This window comes from Bradyrhizobium sp. 33ap4 (assembly GCF_032654765.1).
Taxonomy (GTDB): Bacteria; Pseudomonadota; Alphaproteobacteria; order Rhizobiales; family Xanthobacteraceae; genus Bradyrhizobium; species Bradyrhizobium australafricanum.
Window position 1 is genome coordinate 1 of record NZ_JAUMTJ010000093.1, and the last position, 21,917, is coordinate 21,917.

18 protein-coding genes and 4 pseudogenes are annotated in these 21,917 nt (G+C 59.3%); 14 read left to right on the forward strand and 8 right to left on the reverse strand.

The features are described 5' to 3' along the window. The 7 genes and pseudogenes from Q2M23_RS40570 to Q2M23_RS40600 form a co-directional block, all read left to right on the forward strand. The coding region (locus Q2M23_RS40570; RefSeq protein WP_316399058.1) for a hypothetical protein at positions 1 to 243 on the forward strand (243 nt) is incomplete at its 5' end. Positions 244 to 892: 649 nt separating this feature from the next. Beyond that, entirely contained in the window at positions 893 to 1,363 is a 471-nt protein-coding gene (locus tag Q2M23_RS40575) for a hypothetical protein (protein WP_316399059.1), read from the forward strand. After that, on the forward strand, positions 1,360 to 2,391 hold the full coding sequence (locus Q2M23_RS40580) for an aspartate-semialdehyde dehydrogenase (RefSeq protein ID WP_316399060.1): 1,032 nt from the start codon (positions 1,360 to 1,362) through the stop codon (positions 2,389 to 2,391). Before Q2M23_RS40575 ends, Q2M23_RS40580 begins: the two co-directional genes overlap by 4 nt. Then, entirely contained in the window at positions 2,388 to 3,548 is a 1,161-nt protein-coding gene (locus Q2M23_RS40585; RefSeq protein WP_316399061.1) for a uridylate kinase, read from the forward strand. The genes Q2M23_RS40580 and Q2M23_RS40585 overlap by 4 nt, the downstream gene beginning before the upstream one ends. Positions 3,549 to 4,352: 804 nt before the next feature. Next, positions 4,353 to 4,640 (forward strand): annotated as a pseudogene (tnpB, locus tag Q2M23_RS40590) (IS66 family insertion sequence element accessory protein TnpB); the annotation flags it as partial. Positions 4,641 to 4,710: 70 nt separating this feature from the next. Next, positions 4,711 to 5,109: pseudogene (locus tag Q2M23_RS40595) on the forward strand (transposase domain-containing protein); the annotation flags it as partial. Positions 5,110 to 5,497: 388 nt separating this feature from the next. After that, positions 5,498 to 5,733: pseudogene (locus Q2M23_RS40600) on the forward strand (transposase domain-containing protein); the annotation flags it as partial. Positions 5,734 to 5,859: 126 nt separating this feature from the next. Here Q2M23_RS40600 and Q2M23_RS40605 read toward each other — a convergent pair. The 3 genes from Q2M23_RS40605 to Q2M23_RS40615 all read right to left on the reverse strand — a co-directional run bounded on the left by Q2M23_RS40605 (position 5,860) and on the right by Q2M23_RS40615 (position 10,308). After that, positions 5,860 to 7,020: a Xaa-Pro peptidase family protein gene (locus Q2M23_RS40605; protein ID WP_316399063.1), complete on the reverse strand. Its 1,161-nt coding sequence runs from the start codon at positions 7,018 to 7,020 to the stop codon at positions 5,860 to 5,862. 391 nt (positions 7,021 to 7,411) lie between these two features. Beyond that, positions 7,412 to 9,883 carry a CoA transferase gene (locus tag Q2M23_RS40610; RefSeq protein WP_316399064.1) on the reverse strand — a complete coding sequence of 824 codons (2,472 nt, stop codon included), beginning with the start codon at positions 9,881 to 9,883 and terminating at the stop codon, positions 7,412 to 7,414. Beyond that, complete coding sequence (locus Q2M23_RS40615; protein ID WP_316399065.1) at positions 9,868 to 10,308, reverse strand: hypothetical protein; 441 nt, start codon at positions 10,306 to 10,308, stop codon at positions 9,868 to 9,870. The genes Q2M23_RS40610 and Q2M23_RS40615 overlap by 16 nt, the downstream gene beginning before the upstream one ends. A gap of 358 nt (positions 10,309 to 10,666) precedes the next feature. Between Q2M23_RS40615 and Q2M23_RS40620 the strand changes: the two genes are divergently transcribed. Beyond that, entirely contained in the window at positions 10,667 to 10,852 is a 186-nt protein-coding gene (locus tag Q2M23_RS40620; RefSeq protein WP_316399066.1) for a hypothetical protein, read from the forward strand. A gap of 399 nt (positions 10,853 to 11,251) precedes the next feature. Here Q2M23_RS40620 and Q2M23_RS40625 read toward each other — a convergent pair whose 3' ends face one another. Then, complete coding sequence (locus Q2M23_RS40625) at positions 11,252 to 12,061, reverse strand: enoyl-CoA hydratase/isomerase family protein (RefSeq protein WP_316399067.1); 810 nt, start codon at positions 12,059 to 12,061, stop codon at positions 11,252 to 11,254. Positions 12,062 to 12,633: 572 nt separating this feature from the next. Between Q2M23_RS40625 and Q2M23_RS40630 the strand changes: the two are divergent. Then, positions 12,634 to 13,177 (forward strand): annotated as a pseudogene (locus tag Q2M23_RS40630) (IS5 family transposase); the annotation flags it as partial. Positions 13,178 to 13,371: 194 nt separating this feature from the next. Here Q2M23_RS40630 and Q2M23_RS40635 read toward each other — a convergent pair. From Q2M23_RS40635 to Q2M23_RS40645, 3 genes are all read right to left on the reverse strand, one after another. Continuing rightward, positions 13,372 to 14,244 carry an acyl-CoA thioesterase II gene (locus Q2M23_RS40635; RefSeq protein WP_316399068.1) on the reverse strand — a complete coding sequence of 291 codons (873 nt, stop codon included), beginning with the start codon at positions 14,242 to 14,244 and terminating at the stop codon, positions 13,372 to 13,374. Positions 14,245 to 15,867: 1,623 nt separating this feature from the next. Continuing rightward, positions 15,868 to 16,395, reverse strand: coding sequence for a reverse transcriptase domain-containing protein (locus Q2M23_RS40640; protein WP_316399069.1), 528 nt, complete (start codon positions 16,393 to 16,395; stop codon positions 15,868 to 15,870). Next, positions 16,356 to 16,724: a hypothetical protein gene (locus Q2M23_RS40645; protein WP_316399070.1), complete on the reverse strand. Its 369-nt coding sequence runs from the start codon at positions 16,722 to 16,724 to the stop codon at positions 16,356 to 16,358. The genes Q2M23_RS40640 and Q2M23_RS40645 overlap by 40 nt, the downstream gene beginning before the upstream one ends. Here Q2M23_RS40645 and Q2M23_RS40650 point away from each other — a divergent pair. From Q2M23_RS40650 to Q2M23_RS40660, 3 genes are all read left to right on the forward strand, one after another. Next, complete coding sequence (locus Q2M23_RS40650; RefSeq protein WP_229177792.1) at positions 16,723 to 16,890, forward strand: hypothetical protein; 168 nt, start codon at positions 16,723 to 16,725, stop codon at positions 16,888 to 16,890. The two genes, Q2M23_RS40645 and Q2M23_RS40650, sit on opposite strands and share 2 nt — an antisense overlap. Then, entirely contained in the window at positions 16,883 to 18,508 is a 1,626-nt protein-coding gene (locus Q2M23_RS40655; protein ID WP_316399071.1) for a recombinase family protein, read from the forward strand. The genes Q2M23_RS40650 and Q2M23_RS40655 overlap by 8 nt, the downstream gene beginning before the upstream one ends. A gap of 86 nt (positions 18,509 to 18,594) precedes the next feature. After that, complete coding sequence (locus tag Q2M23_RS40660; RefSeq protein ID WP_316399072.1) at positions 18,595 to 19,089, forward strand: helix-turn-helix domain-containing protein; 495 nt, start codon at positions 18,595 to 18,597, stop codon at positions 19,087 to 19,089. A gap of 11 nt (positions 19,090 to 19,100) precedes the next feature. Here the strand turns inward: Q2M23_RS40660 and Q2M23_RS40665 are convergent, their stop codons facing one another. Then, entirely contained in the window at positions 19,101 to 19,724 is a 624-nt protein-coding gene (locus Q2M23_RS40665; RefSeq protein ID WP_316399073.1) for a reverse transcriptase domain-containing protein, read from the reverse strand. 225 nt (positions 19,725 to 19,949) lie between these two features. Here Q2M23_RS40665 and istA point away from each other — a divergent pair, with 225 nt between their 5' ends. Then, positions 19,950 to 21,500, forward strand: coding sequence for an IS21 family transposase (gene istA, locus Q2M23_RS40670; protein ID WP_253603713.1), 1,551 nt, complete (start codon positions 19,950 to 19,952; stop codon positions 21,498 to 21,500). Beyond that, a partial coding sequence (locus tag Q2M23_RS40675; protein WP_316399074.1) for an ATP-binding protein occupies positions 21,497 to 21,917 on the forward strand: 421 nt, incomplete at its 3' end. The genes istA and Q2M23_RS40675, both read left to right, overlap by 4 nt.

Sequence of the window (21,917 nt, forward strand, 5' to 3'; positions counted from 1 at the left end):
TATGATCGAGAGCAGATCCTCGAGTCTCCTTCGATGTTCGAGCTGCTCCAGCGCTTCATAATCACTCATAAGTTCTTACTCCTCAATTCATTCATGGCACAACCATGTTTCCACCATTCGCGGAGCGGTGAACAGAGTTGTTGCGTTGTCACCCGAGAAGGCTTCCTGCCCCTGAAAAGCGCCTCCGCGTTTCCGGCGAGCGACTCCGAAGGAAGAGTCGCGCTCGGCTGCATCACAAGCTGACGCGTCGTTTCCCGGCGAAGCGATTGCCGATTCAAAAACACCGTTGGCGAGCGCTTCAAGGCCGATTCGGCAAGATCGGCTGTTGTCGTTGCGATCTCCCAACCTGCATCAGAACGGTCGGCAACACCGGTCGCGCGGATTCGCTGAGCTCGACAGCGCATTGAGAGGCAACCTACCATCGCCATCTGTCCATGCCACGAAGCCAACACTGTCTGTTCCGCCCATCTTGTCAAAGGAATTCCTGATCTCTGGTTTATTTCGCCGACGACGATCTTTTGTCACCGAAAGCTTCTCTTCGCTTGAGTTCGCGGTGACGCAGATGTGGACTTGCGCATAGATGCGCGCTGGAGGCGAGTGGCGTCTGGGACCGCTAATTAGTCTGTATTGGCGCATGTTCGAACACTTTTGTCGCCCCGAGCAGCTCTTCAAGCGCAACGACCTTTCCGCGCGTATTGAACGCAAGTGAGAGGGCGGAGAGGCGGTCTTATGGGCCACCACTGCCCGCTCCATAATTATTCGAGGCCACTCCGGGACAACAGTATCAGCTATCGATCTTAGTAGTTTCAAAGTCCGGCGCTCGATATAGCCTGAGCCAGATGCACACCTATTCAAACGCCGTGAGCTGACTTTCGGCAGGAAGGAGTCCCGAATGCTCACTCAGCCGGCCAGTGCTCCCGATCACACTTCGAACAATAGGCTCATTATACTTGGCCCTGCCGAAAGTGACGCGCCGTTGGTAGCCAAAACGCTCATCGAGTATGAACTTAGCCTCATCGGATATAACGTCAACAGCCTTGGGACTTCCACGCCGATCGACGAGTTCGTCGATGCATTTCGAGATACTGCGAATGCGATCGTCATGGTGAGCCTACACGGCCACGCATACGAGATTCTAAAGGGGCTACATAAAGCCAGGAGAGATCTTCTCATCAGGTGTCCGGTGATCGTCGGCGGCAACTTAGGCGTCACCAGAGAACGGGCGGATCGCACAAGACAACGCTTACTCTCACTAGGGGTGGATCATGTTCTCGACTACGCCTCCGAATTGCTTTTCATACCCAGAGCCTTACCAAAACGAAACTCTTTCGTAGCGCTGTCAGAGAAGAGGATGGCATCATGAACGGGCTAAAGGTTGCCATTGTGGGAGCGACAGGAGCCGTGGGCACCGAACTTATTAAGCTATTGGAAGACTCTCAGATTCCTATTTCGTGTTTGCGGCTGATTGCGTCATCGCGCTCGGCCCGGCGTGAGGTGAAGTTTCGGGGTACGTCTTCGCTTGTGGACGTCATAGAGGATGCGAGTGATGCCGCCTTCGATATCGCCTTCTTTTCGGCAGGCGGCGCGACCAGTTTGAAATGGGCGCCACAGTTCGCGGCAAAAGGTGCATTGGTCATAGACAATTCAAATGCCTTTAGGATGGACTCCGACGTGCCGCTCGTTGTTCCACAGGTGAATCCCAAGATGCTCGCCTCCCGGCCAAATCGAGGAATAGTGGCAAATCCGAACTGCTCCACGATCCAGTTCGTGCGAGCCTTGCGCCCGTTAGCCCAATCATTTTCAATTCGCCAGATAGTGTTGACCACCTACCAAGCAGCCTCTGGCGGAGGCCTAAGGGGTATCAACGAACTCCTAACAGATGCAAAGAGCGTGCTTGATGGAACCGGAGAGCCAACCAGTGAACGCTTCCCTGTCTCGCTTGCTTTCAACGTCGTACCTCAGGTCGGTGAACTGTCCGATGACGGAGTGAGCCTCGAGGAGCGGAAACTGGTCCAGGAATCGCGCAAGATACTAGGCCTGCCGAACCTCAAGCTGACTGCTACCTGCGTCCGCGTTCCCGTAATAAATGGGCACTCGGAAGCCATTTACATCGAGCTTACCGAGTTCATTCCGCTAAACAACGTGCGTGAGCTTCTGGCGCGCGAGCTAGGTATCCAACTTTATGAGGAAGCAGGTTGCTGCGCATATCCGACACCCCGTCTGCTAGACAACCACGGCCATGTTCATATCGGCCGGATACGAACAAATCCCGATGATAGCAGAGGTCTTTGGATGTGGGTGGTTGCAAACAACTTGCAGGTAGGAGCCGCGCTTAACGCCGTCCAAATTGGAGAACTTGCTTACCGTAACCGACTTATGGGTGCACAATGAGCTCAACTGTCTTGAAGTTTGGTGGATCCTCCTTTCTGAAGCCCGACGACTACTGCCGAGTTGCCTTGCACATAGCGAAGCGACGGGCCCAAGGTGCGAACAAAATCGTGACCGTAGTTAGCGCAATGTCGGGCACGACTAGTAATCTGAAAGCAGTGATGCTTGACGTCAACAGTCGCGCGTCACAATCAGCTTTGGATGCAGCACTTGCCACAGGAGAGATGCTAAGCGCCTGTTTGATGGAGTCCGCCGTTAGTCGGTTAGATATTCCAGTCACGTCGCTGTGTGGCTATTCGTTGGGAATACGAACGAACTCTGATTTTGGTCGTGCCTCAATCGAAGAAGTAGATTCGGCGCCTATTCTCAAGGCACTCGAAAACAAGGACATTGTCATTGTCACTGGCGGTCAAGCAATCGATCGCTTCGGAAGACTGACAATGTTGGGAAGAAATAGCTCTGATTTGACGGCAGTGGTGATGGCTACTGCGCTGAATTGCCCATCTTGCGAGATATACTCAGATGTATGCGGAGTATATACGGCAGATCCGTATATTATTCCTAATGCCCGGTTGATACCCGAGCTTAAACATCGGGTTACTGCTCAGATGTCGCGGCACGGCGCAAAAGTGCTTCACCACCGTTCAGTGGAGTACGCGGAACGGCACGGAATCTCAATCATTTGCAAGTCGTTGCAGGATGACGGCGAGACGATCGGCACCCGAGTGGGGCATGTTGGGGAGGCTTATTCGGTTGTGGTGGCCCCTAACGCGAAGCTGTTGTGCTATAGCAATGTGAGCGATCGCGACGAAGCTCGCTCGAATTTAGATCAAGTTGAAGTTGGGGCTATCCCGCTAACAACTCAAGATGGGGTCGCCTGCATCTGCCTCACAAGCGATGCCGACTTCGCAATCGAAAAACTCAAGGAGGCAGGCACAATTCCGACTTCCGTCCAATCGACTACTCTAGTAAGCGAGATTGGATCCGGAGCGCCACGTCACTATCTTGAGCACGAATTTGAAAGAGCGGTCGATTTGGCCCGGCGTATTCACGAGACATTATTTCCTGACGCAGACACAAATTTAGCGTTACCCATTAATAAGCAGCGTTCGTCTTATAGCTCATTGCTTGTCAATTCCCAGCCTCCTGCCGTGGCTTGAGCATAAGCCTTTCAATCACTTGGTCGGCGTGATCCGAGTACCCTGCATTCCTGCAAAATGGACAGAGTCCGTCTGCAAGGATGAGCCGTGAAGCCAAGTCGGTACACGGACGCGCAGATTATCGGGATTTGAAGCAGCAGATGACCTTGCCCCACGTGACCTTGCCCCGCGGACTTAACCCAGTTTGAAATTCGCTCTGACCAGCACAAGGACTAGAGCATGAAGCGCAGCCACGTTTCGGAAGAACGTAAGCGGCGCTCTGCCGCCATCTCGTGTAGTGCGCGCTGATCGACAATATGCGGGCCAACACGGACAGTTCGGTTCGCATATATGGTTGAGCAAATAGTTGACGACGCAGAGCGGCGGGGCCGGGTGGGACATTCAGGTCGGTGCGGGACATCGCCGGCGGTGGAGTGATGATCAAGGGACGGATCGTGGCGGAGTCGTATGGGCCGGGCGGGGTCGTGTCCGAGGTAGTGCGACGGCAATACGTCGCCGCAACACCTGTTCGTTTGACGCAGGGCGGCACGCGCCGGTATACTGAGCCTGCTGATCGACGAGGCGTCACTGTTCGTTCCGGTTGTGACGGAGCAGCGCGCCCCGCTGTGACTGTCGCGGAAGCGGCAACACAGAACTCGACAACGATCACCATCGAGATTGGCGGTGCGGCGGTTCACGCGGTGGCCGGGGTTAGCTCGGCATGGCTGCGCGATGTGCTGCGCGCCGTGAGGGTGGCAACATGATCGCAGCGTCGGTGGGCGTGAAGGTCATGGCCGCGACAAAGCTGGTGGACTTCGGCAAAGGGCCTACGGCCTCGCTGCACTGGTGCGCGAACAATTCCGCCATGATCCATTCGCGGGAACAATTTTTGTCTTCCGTTCGAAGAGAGCGAACCGTTTGAAGATTTTGGCCTGGGACGGGTCCGGACTTGTCCTGTTGTGGGAGCTGGTCGAGCATAATGCGTTCCAGTGGCCGCCGATCAGCGATGCCGTGATGCGGCTCTCCGCCTCGCAACTCGCCGCGCTGATGGATGGCCTGGACTGGTTGCGTCTGCATGCCCGTGACGTGGTGCCGCCAACTGCAACGGCGTGAGCCTCACGACGGATTGAATCAGGTCGGCGGCGGTATTCCACAACGGCTCCTAAATCAGTTGAGTTGGGGTGTGAGCGACACCGCAGATCAGCTTCAGACCGATATCGATGCGCTGCAAGCGCTGATCAAGGCGGCCCGCGCGGAGCGCGACAGCGCGATCGCAAAATGCAATGCCGCGATCGCAGAGCGCGACGACGCGCGGTCGCAGATGGATCGCCTGGTGCACCTTTTGCGCCAGCTGCAACCGCGCAGTTCGGCCGCAGCTCGCAGAAGTAATCGTGAGCAATTTGCAGTTGGCGCTCCAGGATATCGAGCAGGCCGTGGCCGGCGACGAGGCGGCCGACGCGGGGGCTCACAGGCGCGCCAACGACCGTCGTGCCAGTCGCCGCCGCGGCCGCTTCCGGCCCATCCGCCGCATATCGATGTCACCATTGCCCCGGAAGATACTAACGCCGCCGACGCTTGCCCTCACGGGTTCGTCGTTGTCTCGTTGTCCGGGTTCGTCACCCTTCATCGACGGCCGGCTTCCCTTGTTGCCCGCTGTCCATTTCCCGCCCGTGCTGCCACTACTACCTCGGTGGGATCCTGGGGTGCTTTTCTCGCTCGCTTCTTCCTCCAGGACGCCGGCCTTCCCCGTTAGAATAGCGGGTCGGCTCCCACGATGACGCTTTCGGAGCCTGCTCAGTGTTCACTCGCAAGTTGCGGCCGGCGCGGACCGATGCCCCAAAAGGGGACCTTTTCTCAGAGTGCTTCAGGCCATTTGTCGCCTCCTGACCCGCTCTGAGTACTTCTGGCTGGAGCGAGAGTTTGCCGGCGTGGACATGCACCAGGGAGAACGTGCGCCTTATCAAGGCACAGACTCCAACACCGTCGAGCGGGCGATCCGGCCCAAAAAACACTATCACGAGAAAAACGCGCTCTTCGCGGGCAGCCATGGCGACGGCCGGACGCGACCATCGCCACGCTGCTGCCCCAGCCAAGATGAATGACGTCGATCCACACGCTTGGCTCACACAAACTCTCGAGCGAATCGTGCGGGGCTGGTCGATCTCTCAGATCGATGTCTCTCATGCCCTGGCCCTTCAAAATCTGAACGGCCTCAGCGTGACACTTACGCCCACGCGCCTCGCCGGTGTTGTGCACCGCCACGCGGTTTCTTCGCGTTGCAAACCCCGGAAAGTTTCAATGCTGTGCATACCCAAGCTCCCAGCCTTGTGAATCATGCACGATAGAGCGTGTGCGGCGTCTGGCTGAGTATTTCCGCGCCGCGCTCCGTCACCAGGACGTTCTCGCTGCACCCAAATAGGTAGCCGCTTTCGCTGAACAGAATGAACGGCATGTGCAACGTCATGCCGCTCTGGAGTATGTCAACCGCACCTGGCTCCAGGCTCAGGTTACCACGCTCTCCCCAGTTGAGGCCGATTTGATATCCGGTGCGGTGACGGAAGACCTCCGGGCGCCTAGATCGCTCGATCACCTTGCGTCCTGCGGCATCCACCTCGCCGGCAGTCACGCCTGGCTTGATTGCCGCGATCGCGGCTTCGAGGGCTTCCTCCGACAAAGCGTGCAGAGATTCTGCCTCGGGATGCCGACCGAGCACAGCGCTCCGAACCAGCCCCGCGGCATAACCATGCTTCGTGCCACCAACTTCGATCATGGCGGGCTCGTTCGTTCTAAGCGGATGGCGCGTAGGTTTACCGTGCGGCAGCTTGTTGCGCTCACCAAACCCCAACGAAACCATCCTGACGTCGTCGCCACCAGCGTTTCTAATCTCATAGTGGATGGAAGCAGCCACCTCCGCTTCTGTGACCCCATCCCGCAGCGCCCCTTGAAAGGTGCGCATAGCCAGGTCGGTCATAGCCATGGCCTCTCGCATGATCTTGATCTCAAGCTCGCTTTTTACGACTGACACCGACGTGACCAGGCGAGTAGCATCGACTACCTTCAAATTGGGCAGTTGCGCCTGAAGCGCACCCACATCAGCCGGCGCTAGGTTCCAGCAGCCGAGCTCGAAGCCTACCCTCCCGTTTTCCAGTCCATACCGCCGCAGGACATCCGCGCACACTTTGGCAAAGTCCTGCTGCTGGATATAACCCACGACCTCGTCGATACAGCTTTCGGCGCGAACGCCATTTACCTCGTATTCTCGGACCACATATGTCGGCGCTTGCCTCGGCACGAGAATCAACGGGAACGGCATGAAATATCCACCCAGTCCATCGTAGCCGGTGAGGTACCGGAGATGACCGTGGGCAGTGACCAGGAGCGCGTCAAGATCGGCGCGCGCCATCGCCTCAAGCACTCTCTTTTGCCGGTGCTCGTACTCTGATCTCGGAAATGGGATACCTGCAAAGGGAATCGCTGAGGATGCCTTCGCCATACATCACCTCCACAACTCTCGGCGGCTCAGACGCGCATTTGCGTTCTGGCGCTGGATAACTGACCACTCTCAGGAGGTTGCGGCTCCTGGACGAGCGTCGCCCTCCTTGCGTCGGGATCACAATCTACCGTGTCTCACGGCACGCCCAGTCGTCTATCTCAACTGGTCAGGGCCAATAGCAGACCGGGCGCGCCTCCGGTGGCTGACAACTCGACGTGCGCCCGGAAACTGCAGTGGGCGAGCTCGTGATCTCGATGTTCCGTGTTGCGCATCGAGCAGTGATGCGTGGGTTCTCGGAACACCTGACCCAGCCTCGCGTCATCATGAATCTCTGACCAGCAGCGGACCTGCCAAACCTCAGGGGATGTCCAATCTTCGCGGCAGCGATTTGTTAGTCTCGAAACGGCTTCCTTGCTTTCGCAAGCTCCCCTTCGGAAAGCATCGCTGTACCAATTATGCCCTCACTCGCCAGTTGAGCGATCTCTGCGTCGGAGAGATTGAGAAACCCCGATAGGATCTCTCTGTTGTGTTGTCCGAGCGTCGGCGCCGCTGTGCGGATCGCGCAAGGGTCTGGGCTTTCACGAATTGGCATTGAGGGCTGCGGGTGCTTTCCTATGAAAGCGCGTTCAATTTCCTGCAAGTACGCGCGCGATCTGAGATGCCGATCCTTGCGTAGGTCAATTGGCAGGCGGGCCACGCCCGCCGCAACTTTTGCAGTTTGCAACTGAGACATCGCCTCATCCGCGTCGTGTGTGATCGTCCAGGCTTCAATGCCTCTCTCGATCACATCCTCGATGCCGCGACGAGCTTCCGCGGATTTCAGTAAGGTGTCCGTGGCCCAGTCAGGTCGGCCAATAAGCAGCGCAAGCCTCTGCCACATGTCCTCATCGGTCGCAGCTACCACGATCCAATTGTCCTCCCCCTCGCACCGGAAACAGCCATGCGGCACAAACTGCGGATGTCGATTGCCATATCTTTTCGGCGGCTTACCGCCAATCGAGTGGACGGTGAGCCATGGCGCCGCAAAGGGCATCATGCATTCGATCTGCGCAAGATCAATGAACTGTCCCCGCCCGGTGGTGCGGGCATGGATCAGCGCAACCAGAACCGCGGCGCAGCCGTTCAATCCGCCGACGGCATCCCCGAACGCGACGTGGCTCATCACCGGGGGCCCGTTGGCGTTTCCGATCACGCTCGGCAAGCCAGAACCCTGCTCGAGAGTCGAGCCGTAGGCCCGGCAATCGCGATAGATGCTGTTCGTGCCGAAGGCGGACATCGACATCATGACAAGCCGAGGGTTGAGAGTTCTGAGCACGTCGTAGCCAAGCCCAAGCTTCGGCAGGACATCGACCGAATAATTGTCGACAACAAGATCGGCTCCCGCCAACAATCGTTTGGCAAGAGCGATGCCCTGAGGCCGCGTCAGGTCAAGCGTGACGCCGCGCTTGTTACGGTTCATGATGCAGAAGCGCAGAGTCTTTTCGTACATTTGGCCGTCTACGTAAGCAGGCCGCCGATCAACGCCGCGCCACCAATCCGGATACTGGATAGCTTCGATCTTAATGACATCCGCACCGAGATCCGCCAACGTGCGGGTACACAGCGGGCCCGCCCAACCCATTGTGAAGTCGATGACGCGAATCCCTTGCAGAGGCGGCTCGTCGACGCCGATCCAACCGGACGCTGCCAGCGCAGTGCCCGTCAGCTTTCTTCGAGACTGTGCGAAACCCTGCTGCTCGCCGGGGGCCGGAACTCTGCCGCCCCGGCGCGGCGGCGTCGATGTCAGCCGCTGCATCGACCCAGCGGTTAGGCCTTTTTCATCGCCAACCAGGACGGGCACGATTGCGCCGCGCACCATCTTCTCTTTATCCTGGAGCAGATCTGATATTGCGGGTACCGGCACAATCGGGATCTTGCGCTTCAGTCCCTCTGCGAACCACTCCTGCGCTGTCCGCGTCTTCAGCCTCGGCAAAAAATGTTGTTCGATCTGCTCCATGTGGTGCAGACGATCGTGGCCGAGGGCCAGAGCTGGATCATCACGCAATTCAAAAATGCCGAGCATATCGCAGAAGGCGCGCCATTGTGCTGGCGTAATTGTCGTAATACCAATCCAACCTTCTTTAGCTTCGTAAATGCCGGCCGGAAAGTTCGGCCAGAAGCGGTTGATGCCAAGCCGGCGCGTCACGTCGCGGCGCGCAAACTCTTCCAACATGAACTCCTCGTTGAGAGCGAGGCTCGATTCAAAAATGCTGAGCGACCACGACCGCCCTGTCCCGCGCTGCATCCGCGCAACCGCCGAAGAAGTTGCGGCGATAAAGCCCCACAGGCCGGCAAGAACACCCGTCTGGAAATCCGGTGCGTGCAACGGCGGTCCCTCAACCGATCCAACCAGCTTGATGAGGCCGGCGAGCGCGCGGATGGTCGAATCGGTTGCGGCGAATCCAGCATATGGCCCCTCGCGGCCGAACCAGCTTGCTTCGAGGTAGATCAACCCGGGACGTCGCTGCCGGATAGCGGCGATGTCAATGGAAGGGCAATCCGCGGGATCAACATCGCGGCCGTCAATCAGAATGTCGCAATCCTCAATCAATGCGCTCAGGCGCGCGATCGCATCGGGGTCGGCGCTGTCTATGACGACGCTCGACTTGTTGAAGTTGAGGAACGCGAACCACGCGCTCTGACCTTTACCGGTAAGTGGCGCGCTTCGGCGAAGTGGATCGCCTACTGGTGGCTCGACCTTCTGAACATCGGCCCCGAAATCCGCAAATAGCCGCGCGCAATAGCCGGTTGCGGCCGAGCTACCGATCTCGACGACCCGGAAATCGGATAACACTTGGCTCCTGGGCTTCATTTCTCCAGCCATGCTGATACTCCCCGACATATCAGCTGCGCGACGCGCGAATCTCGACTCCGCAAACATGACGCTTTTTGGCGGTCATGGATACACGAACCCCTTACCACGGTCCCAGGCGACACCAAAATTGAGCGCCGACCATGCAGTGGGTGGCTTCCGAGCCGAAGTGAGCGGCGTTGACGTTCCACGCCCGCAACGAGCCCGTCCGCTGGCGTATACTTGATCAGCGTCTCAAGCGGCCGTTGCCGCTGTGCGATCGCAAGGCTGACGTATTCCACGATCGAATTCAGATCGACGAGCTCCGCGACTTTTTCGCGCGCGGTGCGATGGCTGGTGTTGCGCCTCCGGTTGACGGCTCCCCGCCGGTTTTCGCCGAGCGTATTATTGGTCTGCCATGCGATGACCTCCATCAGCCGGATATATTCGGAATCCACCTCAGCCTCAGCTCCAGGAATACGCACTAGACCACTCCAACAATCGCCATGACAAGGCGCACTGGTGATATTGGGCTGAACTGGACCTTCCATTACCTTCAATCGCCTGCAGTAGTTCAAACGAACAAAACCACCGCCTAGATCAATTGGGTAGCTACCAAATTAGAGAGATCAGACGGTCGATGCTGGCCCTTGGTAGCTGCCCCAGCTCCGCCGCGCAGCCGGAAGAGATTTTCGAAAATTAAAGCTCCAGTTACGTCGGGGGAGACGCCGGAAGTTGCTGCCCGGACGGCATTTGCCGATACCACAGCCGCGGCGCTAGATGTAATAGCGGCCCATGTGATACTCGGCGTGGCCAATGACCGGCTCGACCGTAGCGCGTCTGCACAGCTCGCATTTGAGCCGGGGCATCATGCGTTTACACCAAGCCATGGCGCAATGTGGTGGCCTCAACAGAAGACATTCCAACTCCGATAACGACGAACAAATGCGTGAGATGATCGGCGTCATGCCCGGCGCACTCATCGAAAGTCGTGCACCTTGATCGTCGAGTTTGTCGGCTCTTTCGTGATGATCGCGACTCGTCGGTCGAGATGATCCCAATCCTCAGTCGAGTCCTGAATGAGCCGAACCGCTTAAGGCGACGGGTGGCCGATATTCCGGAAGACTCTCAGAAAAAGTGCGACCGGAGCAGTGCTCCTACCTGCCGGACTGCCAGTCTTCAAGCAGAATCTCTACATTTGACTAACGGCGGCCGTTCTCTCCGTCGCGAACCGACGCGAACTCTGTTGAGCCGCCTGCACATCCATTTTCGGTCGATTTCAATGAAACCGGTCGGCGGCTGCTGAATGCGTCGGCGATAGCTTCCAGCGCGTCACCGACGTCATTGTCGTGGCCATTGAGGTATACTTCCCATACTATGCCGGTAAAGCCCCATCGCAAATCATTCGTACTTTTTAAACTGGGCATCCCTCCAGTTCAGAGCTTCCTTCACGCCTTTTTCGCGGCGCACTAGGTCGAATTCCATGTACTCTGGAGAATCGGCCGCCTTAAGCAGTGCGCAAGCCTCTATCCCGTACGTTGTCGCCGCGCGGAAACCCATAATGTCGTAGGTTTGATTGATTGCCCTTTTATTCCACTGAAGGCACGTCAGGGCGATTAGCGACATACGTTTGGCGGCCCTCATGGTCTCGACTTGGATCCGATCCTTCGGAAACACCCGGTTCACGAGGCCCATCTCCTTCGCCTCATTCGCCCCGATGGTGTCACCGGCATAGATTATTTCTCGGCATCGCGCGCCGATGATCCAGGGCATGACGAGCGTCCCCACGCCGCTCGAGAATCTGCTCTCGACAGCGCCAAACTCGGAGTCCTCCGAGCAGTACCGGATGTCGCACATCTGCGCGAACTCCAACGCTCCGGCAAGACAATACCCCTCAATTTGCGCGATAACTGGCTTGGTGCAGGTCCAGACCGTGTACGTGAACTCGACATCATCGGCCAACCGGTTGCGCCAATCCGTAGCGGACCGTCGGGGAATGCCCTCATTAAGGTCATAGCCAGTGGAGAATGCCTTTCCACCAGCACCGGTCACGATGATGACCCGGATGTCTTTATCTTCGTCCGCCTTGGCGATCGCGGTCCTGAACTCCGTCTTCATTATCGAACTAAACGCGTTATGGCGGCTCGGATTGTTGAAGGTGATGATCGCAACCCGCTCGTCGAGCTCATATTTCAGGAACTGGTAGTCCATCGCGGCTGTCTCCTTTGCGTTATTATAACTCACGCGCCCCATTGATCATCACGATTGGCTCCAGAGGCACCACCCTGACTGCGCCGGACTCCGAGCACAATCGATGGATTGACTGCTGCGACGACAGTTGCTTGTGTGGCTTTACCAAGACGCGTACAGCACGGAGATGCCGTCGACTGAGTGAAGTATCGTTCAGTTGGTCACTTCGACCATGACCCGCAAGCCGCTCGCCGGCTGCGCTGCTGGGTAGATTGCGATCTTCGCCGCTGGCTGCCAAGTTGATCAATTCTTCGCTTTCAGTATCTGGGTCTGCTCGAGACGAGCTTAGCAAGTCCCGTGCCAGCTGATGCGCTGAAGGCGCTGGCCCTTTGGACGTGAGGCGGGTTTTCTTACGACGCCTGTCGGTTGTCAGACATGCAGCATTGGCGGCTGCAGAACAACCGACCTCTGCCGCTGATGCATCCACCCTCGGCTCATCGAACGAGGTGACGTTCGTGACATTGATCAACGAAGTTGCTCTTGGGCAGCTGGATCATAGGCCGGACACTTCTGCGTCAATCGCCTCTAAAGCGCGACGGTGGAGCGCCAAAGGTGTCTGGTGGCCGATCTTCGAGGCGACCTCCGATGATCCAGACTTCGAATATCTGATCGTAGATTTCCGCCATCGTCCCAGCGCATCAGCACGCCGCCGGGGCGAATGGGGTCTGAAGATCAAGCTGTCGGGCGCTCGCGCGGCGGCCTGAGCACGAAGATTTATGTAGCCGTTCGTGGGATGTCATGTCCGGTCCACGCTCTCCCCAGGCCAGAGGGGCGATGCACCACAAGCCGCCGCTAATCGAGGGACCATCCGCCGAGGTCGTCATCGCCGATACAGCCTATGATGCCGATCATTTGCGCCAAGCCATTACCGCCAAAGAGGCGCTCGCCGTCATTGTTAACAACGCGTCACTCGCGCTGAGGGTCCGCTTGACAAACATCTCTTTGGCCAGCCCATCTCGTAGAATGCTGCTTCTCCGAACTCAAACAGTTTCGCCGGGTCGCCACCCGCTTCGAAAAACCGCCCGAGATTTCCGAGCCGTCGTCACTCTGACTGCCATCATCCTATGGATGCGATAAGTGTCCACACTGCTTAGGCCATCGAGCTGGTACCGGGTGCCCCATAGAGCTTGCTAGCAAACTAGAACCGGCACGCAGTGTCCAGATGCTTAGTCCGTTTGATTATTGATCGGTATGGTTAGAAAGACGACGCTATAGTGGGCTGCTGCACGACGATTGTCGAATAGCCCCTGATCACGAGCCGGCGTTAGTGCTCACGTGCAGACTGAGCGTCTCTCGCGCACCGAGCCCTCCTGGACAGCGGACGCCACGAGCGTGCCGTCCGGCTTGAAGATCAGCGCGCGCGTAAGTCCGCGTCCACTTTGCGCGCTGGGCGAATCCTTAGCGCAGAGCAGCCAGTCGTCGGCGCGGAACGGGCGGTGAAACCACATCGCGTGGTCAAGGCTCGCCGACATGATGCGCTCGTCGAACAGCGTGCGGCCATAGCGCGCCATCACCGCGTCGAGCAGCGAGAAGTCTGATGCGTAGGCCAAGGCGCAGATATGCAGTGCCGGATCGTCGGGCAGCTTCGCGGCGGTCTTCATCCAGATATGAATGCGGCCGTCGTCGACTTTCTGACCAATATAACGGCCGATCTCGACCGGGCGCAATTCGATCGGACGATTGGGTTCATAATAGCGACGGATGCTTTCCGGCAACTCGAGAAACATTGACTCTTTCGATAATTCCTCGACCGTGAGCTTTTCCGGTGGCGGCACGTCGGGCATCTTGTCCCGGTGGTCGAAGGTTCCCTCCTCCCCGGCATGGAACGACACCATCATGGAGAAGATCGCGCTGCCGTGCTGAATCGCGGTGACGCGGCGCGCCGAATAGCTCTTGCCGTCGCGCAACCGCCCGACTTGGTAGATGATCGGCACCTGCTGGTCGCCGGGCCGGACAAAATAGCAGTGCAGCGAATGCGGTAGTCGGTCCTCCACCGTGCGGCATGCCGCGGCCATCGCCTGCCCGATCACCTGGCCTCCGAACACGCGTTGTGAGCTCGTGTTTGGACTGTTGCCGCGAAATAGGCTCACCTCGATCGGTTCGAGGTCGAGGATAGAGAGCAGGTCGATCTGGCTTTTGGACATTGACGTGCATCCAATTTCTTGTCATTTGGCGGGTATGGTAGGCCGTGGATGCCGAAATATTGGGATTGAGGCTCGATTTTTTTTCGCGCCGCACCAGAATAACGGCATCGGACGTTTGAGGTCCTTGTTTGCCGCTACAGACGCAGCCAGCTTCAATTGCGCAATCGTACTCAACAGTGCAGGACGAGTGAAATTGAGTTGGGATAAGCTAAGAAGTTTCATGTGAATTCCTAGGCCCCGACTGCTAGGGCCGCCATTTGATAGTGATCATTCACTCGTCTACAGCAATCGACGTGCCATCAAAGCGCTGAGCGAAAAGAAGGTGCAGACTCCATGTGCGTCACGCCGGGCCGGCGAAATACTTACCTTTGTGTCAGGCTCCGGACATAAGACGTCTTCAACTGGACGCCCGGTGCGGTGACGATTACTGATTGCTCCGTCGAAGTTGGTCGTGGTCTACCGAGATGAGCGATCGCGGGTGGCGCGAGGATCGCCAACCGAAATTAGCTAAATCTAGCGTCCTTTGGGCGCAATCGGGTCGATGGTGCAACTGGAATCATGGTCCTTCCGCAATCGCACGCGTACGGCGGAGTGCGGACAAGCGGGCCGTCAGCGGATTAGTGAGGTCTCGCTGTCAGCGTCTCAGCAAGACATCATCCGCCCGATGAACCGGCCCGAGAAGCCCTTCGAGTTGTACTCAGATTGTCTTCTTCTACTATCTATTCGAAGTATTCCGCCGACGCTCCGCCAGGCACAAAGCCAGGCTCGTACAGCGCCTCTTTGCGACACGCCGGTGCTCGGCGACGGCTTTAGAAGTATGGCATTCCCGCGGTCACCCAGGAGGTCAGATGAAACCCGCTCGATCGATCCACATCAAGCAATAGATGCTGGACTTTTGGGCAAGATCCAACCAACTGCCTCATCCCTTGCAGGTGCCGTGGTCGTTCGTTCAGAAACCAGATCGCTGCGGCCACCTCGGAATACGTAGAGATCCCCCCGTATGGGGAACGCGCTTCAGGCTCTCTCGAACCGTAGAGCCAGGCTTTGCTGTCGTGACGCATGTCGATATGGCCCGTGGACGATCCAACCCCTGACGCCGCTTTGAATAGCGGATCAGCGTCGTCGCAGTAGATCAAGAGGCCGCTGCAGCGCCTCGCCGTCGGCGTCGCGCTCAACGCGAACACGACAGGCACCGATCTCCGATCATTCCGGCCTTGCGCGCGGTCGCGGTAGGGACGCTGGTTTCCCAGCGCCCCCCGCCCAGATCCGTACGTGCGGAGCTACCGCATACGGCTCCTGCCTTGGGTCATGACGTGTACCGTGGATTGGGATGCGGACGACGGGCGCGGACTTTCGGGATGTATCGCCCAACGTAACGCTGGAACCGATCCCAGGTCATGCGAGAGCGCTGGCTGCGTCGACGAAGCGAGCGCAGCCATGCCCGGCAGACCTCGGCGCGGAACATGCCGAGCCGTTTTAGGTTCCCTGGAATCGCGTGGTAGTTCAGGTACCCCTGCACAACGCGACGGAGCCAGGCGCCGATTTCAACAATGGGCGCATGGCGGCGTTTCATCAGGTCGCGTCGTATCGCGCTCAGCGTCGCCCGCATGCGGGAGGCGATTGTCACGCGCGCCGGATTGTGAAGTGCGGATTCATTCGGGTCACAGCGCAGATGTGCGTGAACCCGAGGAAGTCGAACGTTTCCGGGCGGCGTAGCCCCCGGCGTGCGCGGCGCTCGGCCGCGTATCGTCCAAATTCCAGAATCCGCGTCTTCTCCTCATTCAGCGAGAGACCGAACTTCGCCATCCGCTCACGCAGTGCGTCGAGAAAGCGTAGAGCCTCGGACTTTGTTTCGAAGCCTACGACGCTATCGTCCGCATAGCGGACAACGATGACATCTCCTTTCGCCGTCTTGCTTCGCCACTGGTGAGTCCAGAGGTCGAAGACGTAGTGCAGATAAATATTGGCGAGGAGCGGCGAGATCACTGCGCCTTGCGGCGTACCTACCCTTGCTACGGACTTCGATCCACTTTCGACAACGCCAGCGGTCAGCCACTTGCGTATCAATCGCAAGAGCCGGCGGTCTGCAATCCTGTGCTCGAGGAACCGCATCATCCATTCGTGATCGATCGTGTCGAAGGAAGCGGCCACAGACTACCCATCACCATGATATTCCGGCTTCGGTAACGATCACGCGCAAGCGTCACGCTTTCGAAGGTCGGACGCTGGCCGTCATCAGTACCATCAGGCGACGCGGCATCCGCTATCTCCTCACAGTCCTGCCGGATGGCAGTCGGTCGTTGATTCCGGCGAGCTGGACCGATTGGCAGGTAGAGCCGCTTGGAGGCATGCCGCCAATCGATGCCGATGACGCTGTCCACGATCTCGGCAGGCTCGGTGATTTGCTCCACTTGCGCAAGCTGGTCGACGCTCTTTGCATCCGGGGTGCCGAGTCGGCGCCGTGCAAGGAGAGCCGCCATGCAATTGAACCTGGACGTTTTCGATCAGCCCGATGTTCCACCAAGCGCGCCAGTCGCGTGGGAGCAAATCGACGAAGCCGCCCGCATCGCGGCAATCGAGATTCTGGCGCGCCTCATCTCACGCCTGCTTCAGAACGGCCCGGCGACGGAGGCAAGCGATGAATGAGCGCGTCAAGATTACGCCAAGTCATCTCTCTCGACAGGCCGTCGTCTATCTGCGCCAATCCAGCGCCGCACAGGTCGAGCACAACCGCGAATCGACGGAGCGGCAATATGCGCTTGTCGGCAAAGCGCGCGAGCTCGGCTGGCCCGATGACCGCATCATCGTTATCGACGAGGATCTTGGCCTCTCCGGTTCGGGCGCGGTGGCGCGTTCGGGCTTTGCCCGCCTCACCGCCGAAGTAGCGCTCGCGCGCGTCGGTCTGGTGCTCGGTCTCGAAGTCTCGCGGCTCGCGCGCAATAACGCCGAATGGTACCGCCTGATTGATCTGGCCGGATTTACCGACACGCTGATCGGCGATGCCGACGGCATCTATCATCCGGCGCTCTTCAACGATCGCCTCTTGCTCGGGCTCAAAGGCACGATGAGCGAAGCCGAACTGCACGTGCTGCGGGCTCGCCTCAACGGTGGAATCCGCAACAAGGCGGCGCGCGGCGAACTACGCCGCGGTCTGCCGGTCGGCTTCGTCTGGGGCGAGGCTGATGGCGAGGTCCGCTTCCATCCCGATGAGGCTGTCGTTACCGCCATTCGCCATGTTTTTGCGCGCTATGCCGAGATGGGATCGGCGCGTCGCGTTTGGCTCTGGTTTCGGTCCGAGGGGCTTACGTTCCCGCTGCAGCTGCACGCCCGTGCCGACATCCGCTGGGGCGAGGCCAGTTACACCGCCATCCACCAGGTCTTGACCAATCCCGTCTATGCCGGCGCCTATGTCTATGGCAAAACGCGCCAAGAGACGATTCTCGATGGCACTGGCGCGCGCAAGCAGCGGATTCGATCCTTGCCGCGTTCCCAATGGCAGGTCTTCATCCCCGAGCATCATCCAGGCTTCATCGATTGGCAGACCTATGAAGCAAATCAGCAACGTCTCGCCGAGAATACGCGACCTCAGCCGCACAAGGGCGGCGGCGCCGTGAGGGAGGGCGGCGCTCTCCTGCAGGGTCTTGCCAGTTGCGGCCATTGCGGCCGCCGCCTGCATACCCACTATCGCGGACGCAATGCTTCGCCAGGCTATCACTGTGCTGGCAAAGTGCTGGTCGAGAACCGAGGCGTCTATTGCCTCAATATCGGTGGCGTTCAGATCGATCACGCCATCACCCAGGCGTTCATCGCCGCCTTAGAACCCGCAAAGCTGACCGCGACACTCACCGCCGCGGAACGGCTTGAAGCGGATCGCGAGGCGGCGCTCAAACAATGGCGACTTGCCGTTGAACGCGCCAGCTACGAAGCCCAACGCGCAGAACGCCGTTATCGCGCCGTCGATCCCGACAACCGTCTCGTCGCGCGCGGTCTCGAGCGAGAGTGGGAAGCATGCCTGAAGGCGCTGGAGGCCGCCAAGGCCGATCTTGCGCGTCGTGAGGCCGCTCGCCCCCATATGATCAGCCAACAGGAGCGTGACCGCCTGCTCGCGCTCGGACCTGATCTCGTCTCCGTCTGGAACGCAAGCACGACGACGCCGCGCGACCGGAAGGAGTTGCTGCGCACGCTCCTCGACGAGGTCGTCATCAAAGTCGATCGCGATGCCTTTGCCGCCCATTTGACGCGCGCTGGAAGGGCGGCGCGCTGACCGAGATCGATCTCGCCCTGCCCCGATCGCGGCCAGCGACGATCCGCACCGACGAGGATACAGTTGCGCTCCTGCGACGACTGGCAGTGCATTATCCCGATGCCGTGATCGCCGGCATCCTCAACCGGCAGGGCCGCACAACGGCCTACGGCCACCGCTTCGACCGCAACCGCGTCGGTAATTTACGCCGGCACTGGAAGATCCCGAGCTTCCAAGAAAAACCGCGAGCCGACGGCGATCTTCTGACCATCAAGCAAGCCGCCAACGCGCTTGGTGTCGCTCCCTCGACGATCCATCGTTTACTCAACGACGGTATCATCGCCGGCGAGCAGCTCACGCCCGGTGCTCCCTGGCGCATTCGTCTGACCGATGAACTCAAGGCCCGCTTCAACAGCGAAACGTCCGACGACTTTCTGCCGATGCGCGAGGCTATGCGGGCGCTCGGGGTCTCGCGCCAAACCGTCTTGCAGCGAGTCAAGCGCGGCGAACTCGAAGCCGTGCACGTTGTGCGCGGGAAGCAAAAAGGACTCCGCATCAAGGTCTTAGCCCCGCAATCCAGCCTTTTTGACCAAACCGCATGAACCAGGGGGTATTATGAAGCCACATCCAAGAACGAGCGGATGTCGGCGTCGAGCACCCGGTTCACTCTTTTCTGATGGATGCCGATCCAGAGCGCGTCCAGCGCTTGATGCTGGCTTCGCCCCTCCCGGAATCCGTAGGAAAAGCCGAGGAAGTCCGCCTCGTAGATGGCATTCAGGACCGTCGTCACCGCATGCTGGACGATCTTATCCTCCAGCGCAGCGATTCCGAGCGGTCTCAGTTTGCCATTCAGCTTGGGGATATACACTCGGCGAGACGGGAGCGCCTGGTAGCGGCCTGATTGGACCGCCCCCCAAAGCGCTGCTATTCGCTCGTCGAGCCCTTCCTCGTAGTCGCGCCATGTCAACCCGTCGACGCCGGGCGCCGCGGAGCGCTTCAGTTGCCTGAAGCTTTCCGTCAGCAATTCGCGCGTCACGTGATGCATCAGCGCCGTGAACCGTGTCTTCCTATCCCTTCTTGCCAGTTCACGTATAGCGTCCACCCTCGTCGACGCGCTGATCCGGCTCTGTGTCCGGGACGCGGGAGGATGTTTGCTATTGCCCTTGGCTGCCCGCCTTCCCTCCTGACCTTCCGCGAGCAACGGTGTGGACCCGTCGCTCTTGTTCAGGTCGTTCATTGGTGTCGGGTCGGAGGAGGCGCGCTCGATTGCTCTCGCGCTGGCCTCCGTCCGCCGCACTGCGTGTTTCGGCAATTTCCGGACAGCAATTTCGGTAATTCGCGGACAGCGATTTCAGTAATTCCGGGACAGGGATTCCGCTAAATCGCGGACAGTTGCGGGAGGTTGGTTTTCGGGAGCGCCGTTCAGGCAATGTTCTCTCTCAAGCTGAGTTTGAGAGGGGCAATGCCGAGACGGAAGCAAGCGAAACGAACCACTGTGAAGGACCTACGATCGATCCTGAGGCTGACGTACGAGCAGGACCTGTCGGTTCGGGAGATCTCGGAACGGCTGCAGATCAGCAAGAGTTCGGTTGCCACCTACCTGCTGCGAGCGCGTGAAGCGGGTTTGAGCTGGCCGCTGCCGCCGATTTACGAGAGCGAGGCGGCCTTGCAGCGAGCCTTGTTCCGGCGGGTCGGGCGCCCCCCGCAGGACTTGAGCGAGCCAGAGTGGCCACGGGTGGCGCAGGAGCTCAAGCGCAAGGGCGTGACGCTGACGCTGCTGTGGCAGGAATACCGGACGGCGCATCCCGACGGCTATGGTTACACGTGGTTCTGCGAGAAGTTTGACGCCTATCGGCGCCGGGCGAACCCGACCTTCCGTCATCGCCACGCGGCGGGTGCAGTGATGCAGACCGACTATGCCGGTCCGACGGTGGAGGTGATCGATCCGCAAACCGGCGAGATCCGTCAGGCGCAGATATTTGTCGCGGTGCTCGGGGCCTCGTCGCTGACCTTCGCTATGGGGAGCTTCGGTCAGCGACTACCAGATTGGATCGAAGGCCAGACCCGAGCCTTGTCGTACTTCGGCGGAGTTCCCAAGGCGATCGTCTGCGACAATCTGAAGGCCGGGGTCGTCAAGGCGTTGTGGTTCGAGCCGACGCTCAACCAAACCTTTGCCGCCATGGCCGAGCACTACGACACGACGATTTTGCCGACCCGCAGCCGCAAGCCGCGCGACAAGGGCAAGGTTGAAGGCGCGGTGCTGATTGTTGAGCGCTGGATTCTGGCACGGCTGCGCCATCGGCGGTTCTTCAACCTGACCGATCTCAATACTGCGATCGGCGGTCTGCTGGAGGAGCTGAACCATCGGCCGATGCGCCATATCGGCAAATCCCGCCGGCAGCTGTTCGAGGAGATCGAGCGCGCTGCGTTGACGCCGCTGCCGGGCGAGCCGTTCGAATACGCCGAGTGGAAAACGGCGAAGGTCCACCCCGATTATCACGTCGAAGTCGACAAGACCTTTTACTCGGTGCCGCACCGGCTGATCGGCCGTCGGGTGGACGTCCGGCTCACCTATCGAGCCGTCGAGATCTTCCAGGATCACACGCGTGTCGCCAGCCATGTGCGCCGCTCTCAGCGCGGCGGCCATGTCACCGTGAACGAGCACATGCCCAAGGCCCATCAGCGTTATGCCAATATGACGCCGGCGAGCTTGATCAAGATGGCAGCGCGGATCGGCGTCAACACCGCCACTCTGGTCGAGCGGATGATGCGTGAGCGCCCGCATCCCGAGCAGGGTTATCGCTCCGCCATGGGGATCATCGCCCTGGCACGGCGCTACGAGCGCGATCGGCTCGAAGCGGCCTGCGAGCGGGCACTCGTCATCAACGCGATCAGCTACTCCTCGGTGAGCGCGATCCTCAAATCCGGGCTCGACCGCGCGAGCCCTGCTGCCGCACCCGTCAAAGCCACCCCCTCGCACGCCAACATCCGTGGTGGGGGCTATTATCAATGAAGGAAAGGAACATCGCGATGCTGACCCACCCGACCCTCGAGCAGATGCAGGCGCTCGGCCTTGCCGGAATGGCGGCCGCTTACCGGCAACTAGCCGAACAGGACAATGCCGCCGATCTCAGCCGGGATGAGTGGCTCGGCCTGATGCTCGATCGCGAAGCCGCCATGCGTGCCGACCGGCGCCTGACCAATCGGCTGGCCGCAGCCAAGCTGCGCTTCGTCGACGCCTGTATCGAAGACGTCGACTTCGCGTCCCGCCGCGGCCTTGACCGGCGCAACACCCTGCAGCTGGCGCAAGGCGCCTGGCTGAAAGCCCATGAGAACTTCATCATCACCGGCCTGACCGGGACTGGCAAAACCTGGTTGGCATGTGCCTTCGGACGCCAGGCGGCCAGGCTCGATCATTCCGTCCTTTATT

What these genes read in the sequence shown, in the direction of transcription:
- Q2M23_RS40605 (WP_316399063.1), bottom strand. Translation starts at nt 7,020, where the DNA reads ATGGCGAAGGCATCCTCAGCGATTCCCTTTGCAGGTATCCCATTTCCG.
- Q2M23_RS40620 (WP_316399066.1), top strand. Translation starts at nt 10,667, where the DNA reads ATGACCGGCTCGACCGTAGCGCGTCTGCACAGCTCGCATTTGAGCCGG.
- Q2M23_RS40645 (WP_316399070.1), bottom strand. Translation starts at nt 16,724, where the DNA reads ATGGCGGCTCTCCTTGCACGGCGCCGACTCGGCACCCCGGATGCAAAG.
- Q2M23_RS40665 (WP_316399073.1), bottom strand. Translation starts at nt 19,724, where the DNA reads ATGAACGACCTGAACAAGAGCGACGGGTCCACACCGTTGCTCGCGGAA.
- Q2M23_RS40580 (WP_316399060.1), top strand. Translation starts at nt 1,360, where the DNA reads ATGAACGGGCTAAAGGTTGCCATTGTGGGAGCGACAGGAGCCGTGGGC.
- Q2M23_RS40625 (WP_316399067.1), bottom strand. Translation starts at nt 12,061, where the DNA reads ATGGACTACCAGTTCCTGAAATATGAGCTCGACGAGCGGGTTGCGATC.
- istA (WP_253603713.1), top strand. Translation starts at nt 19,950, where the DNA reads ATGCCGAGACGGAAGCAAGCGAAACGAACCACTGTGAAGGACCTACGA.
- Q2M23_RS40650 (WP_229177792.1), top strand. Translation starts at nt 16,723, where the DNA reads ATGCAATTGAACCTGGACGTTTTCGATCAGCCCGATGTTCCACCAAGC.
- Q2M23_RS40610 (WP_316399064.1), bottom strand. Translation starts at nt 9,883, where the DNA reads ATGGCTGGAGAAATGAAGCCCAGGAGCCAAGTGTTATCCGATTTCCGG.
- Q2M23_RS40585 (WP_316399061.1), top strand. Translation starts at nt 2,388, where the DNA reads ATGAGCTCAACTGTCTTGAAGTTTGGTGGATCCTCCTTTCTGAAGCCC.
- Q2M23_RS40655 (WP_316399071.1), top strand. Translation starts at nt 16,883, where the DNA reads ATGAATGAGCGCGTCAAGATTACGCCAAGTCATCTCTCTCGACAGGCC.
- Q2M23_RS40635 (WP_316399068.1), bottom strand. Translation starts at nt 14,244, where the DNA reads ATGTCCAAAAGCCAGATCGACCTGCTCTCTATCCTCGACCTCGAACCG.
- Q2M23_RS40575 (WP_316399059.1), top strand. Translation starts at nt 893, where the DNA reads ATGCTCACTCAGCCGGCCAGTGCTCCCGATCACACTTCGAACAATAGG.